Origin of the sequence: Klebsiella sp. Ech2A (assembly GCF_030078455.1) — a bacterium.
GTDB lineage: Bacteria > Pseudomonadota > Gammaproteobacteria > Enterobacterales > Enterobacteriaceae > Klebsiella > Klebsiella terrigena.
Window position 1 is genome coordinate 1 of sequence record NZ_JAQGFU010000340.1, and the last position, 2,673, is coordinate 2,673.

Annotated in this window: 3 protein-coding genes; 1 reads left to right on the forward strand and 2 read right to left on the reverse strand. The window is 62.1% G+C overall.

Annotation, left to right across the window (positions count from 1 at the left end; translation table 11 throughout):
* Positions 1-272, reverse strand: a 272-nt coding sequence (locus PFH44_RS26615; protein WP_463671583.1) for a 7TMR-DISMED2 domain-containing protein, incomplete at its 3' end; no start/stop codon positions are given.
* A 517-nt stretch (positions 273-789) separates the two neighbouring features.
* Positions 790-2,142, reverse strand: a complete 1,353-nt coding sequence (yegD, locus tag PFH44_RS26620; RefSeq protein WP_283826695.1) for a molecular chaperone — start codon at positions 2,140-2,142, stop codon at positions 790-792.
* A 135-nt stretch (positions 2,143-2,277) separates the two neighbouring features.
* Between yegD and PFH44_RS26625 the strand changes: the two genes are divergently transcribed.
* A partial coding sequence (locus tag PFH44_RS26625) for an AlkA N-terminal domain-containing protein (RefSeq protein WP_283826696.1) occupies positions 2,278-2,673 on the forward strand: 396 nt, incomplete at its 3' end.

Consider the following 2,673-nt stretch of genomic DNA (forward strand, 5'->3'; position numbering starts at 1 on the left):
GCCGGCCGATAGAATCCCGGCAGGTTGGCGACAAAAGAGGGGCCAACCTGCAGCCAGCGGGGCTCGCCGGCGAAGTAAGATCCCGGCAGGGTAGCCTTAAGCCACCAGGCCTTGCGCGAGTAGCCAAAGGAGGGGATTTTGTGCAGCGGCTGCAGGTCACTCTCCGGCAGCGAAGCGAAGGTATCCACCGTCATCCGGCCGTCGGCGTCGGCAAACCAGAATACCGGAATATCAATTCCCAACTGCCGGGACTCAGCATGGGCCGGCGCCAGGGTCTGGAGATAGCTCAATACGCCGCAGCAGACTAAAAAAAGGCACCTGAACCAGCCTACCGGCTTAGCCGTAGCAAAAATAGCGCACACGCGATTCAATCACGCCCCCTTGCGGCATTATTAACGGTATTTTAAATAGCGCGACAGTGAATAACCGGCAGCGTAAATCCGCCGGTATCCCGGGGAAAATGCAGAGGTTCAGACGCGAAAGCATTTTGCTGACCCGACAGAGAATATTCCAGCTTTATTTCAGTTCGCCGTTTCTGTTGCTCATGACGGGCTAAAGCCTTGCAACAGCGCCGAGGGCGGCCGGGATTGCGCCATAGGGTATATCACGAATGAAAGAGGAGGGGAGAGAGCATTTTGTGATACCAGGCGCCCGGAGCGGGCTGAGAATATCTTTTTATTTGCCGATGAGTTGGCCGATACGGGCGGCAGGAGAGTTTATCGCCTGATGGCAATGCCGCAGCCTTGACGGACGACGGGGCGGCCGCAGGTCCGGCCGCCCGTAGCGGAGCTAGCTAAAAACCACCTGCGCCCAGCGGGCCAGACCGGCGGTGACCGAGCCAAAGTCATCGCCACCGGCAACGGGAATACCCGGCAGATGGGCCGCCAGCGCTTTCTTGATCAGCGGGGAGCGGGCGCTACCGCCGGTCAAATAGATGACGTCCGGCGTTTCGCTGCTGCTGTCCAGCGCGAGCTGAACCTGCTCCATGATCCGCGCCAGCGGCTGGTTCAGCGCGGCTTCCAGCCCCTGCTGGCTGATGGCCGTCGCCAGGTCGGCGCTGATAAACGGCAGTCCGGCGGTGACGCTATCCTGCGCGGAGAGGGCAATTTTGCTCTCCTCGGCACCGCGCACCAGGCGATAGCCGAGGCGCTGGCGCCACACCTTGGTCAGCAGCGCGACCTTTTCGCCGTCGCGGGCGTCGCGGACTAAATCGTTGAGCAGCCTGCCGCTGGCGCTGCTGTAGAAATCCGTCTGCGCCGGGACGTCGTTAATCGCCACCGCGTTCCACCACGGCAGAACCGGCAGGGCAATCCCTTTTTCGGTTTCGCCGCCCATGCCGAGCAGCGGCATCAGGCATTTAAAGGCGAGGGCGATATCAAGATCGTTCCCGCCGACGCGACAGCCGCTGTGCCCCAGCAGGCTTTGCTGGCGATCGGCCTTCTGACGCCACTCCGGGCCCATCAGCAGCAGCGAACAGTCGGTGGTACCGCCGCCGATATCGACAACCAGCACGCGCTTTTCCGCGCCGAGCGTGGCTTCGAAATCCAGCCCCGCGGCAACCGGCTCAAACTGAAACACCACGTCGCGGAACCCGGCACGCTGCGCCGCGCGTTCGAGGATCCCCTGCGCCTGGGCGTTAGCCTCATCGCCGCCGAGGCCCTGGAAGTTAATTGGTCGACCAATGACCGCCTGGTCGATGGTCTCTGAAAGCTGGGTTTGCGCCTGCTGCTTAATATGGACCATCATGGCGCAGACCAGATCTTCAAACAGCGCGACCTGCTGCGGCTTCAGGCCGCTGGCGCCGAGGAAGGATTTCGGCGATTTGACGAAGTACACTTCCTCCGGGTCATCGACATACTGGTGCAGGGAGGCGAGACCAAACTGCACGCTGCTATCGAGAACCTCGATATCTTCCTCGCGGTTAAAGTTCATCGCCCGGCGCAGCAGCGCCTGATTTTCATCACCGTTGGTCGGGACGCTATGATGCCGGTAGAGCCACTCGCTGACCGCTTCGCGGGTCGGCGCAGAGAGCATTGAAGGCAGCAGCTTGCTGCCGTTTTCCAGCGTTAACAGCTGCGGCGTATTGTCGCGCATTACGGCAACCGAACAGTTGGCGGTTCCGTAGTCAAAACCAATAAACATGACCTGAAAATCCCCATGCCAGTGAAGAAGGGGGGCGACTTTAGCGGATTGCCGCCACGGCGACAACTGGAATTTAAAAGCAAGGTGCGGCATCCGCACAGCGGCTATCATTGAGGCAATTCATCAGGAGAAACTATGACGCTATTACCCTGGCACCCGCCCTACGACGGTGAGTGGATATTCGGTTTTCTCGGCGCCCGTGCGGTTCAGGGAATCGAAACCTTTAGCGAAGGGCGCTACACCCGCAGCTTCTCCCTGGCGGGGCACGGCGGGCTGATAACGATCGCCCCGGACGATGCCGCGCAGGGGCTGCGGGTGACGCTCTCCGAGGGGCTGCTGCCGGTTGCGGATGAGTGCCTGCGCCGCGTGGCGCGCATGTTTGACCTCGCCTGCGACCCGCAGGAGATTATGTTCGCGCTGGGCCCGCTGGCGCGGCCGCGGCCGGGACTGCGCCTGCCCGGCTGCCTCGACCCCTTCGAGCAGGCGGGGCGGGGGGGGCTCGGGCAGCTGGGTAGCGTGGGGGTGGCGGCC

Bases quoted from the DNA above. Each gene is read 5' to 3' on its own strand.
- yegD (WP_283826695.1), bottom strand. From the start codon at position 2,142: ATGTTTATTGGTTTTGACTACGGAACCGCCAACTGTTCGGTTGCCGTA.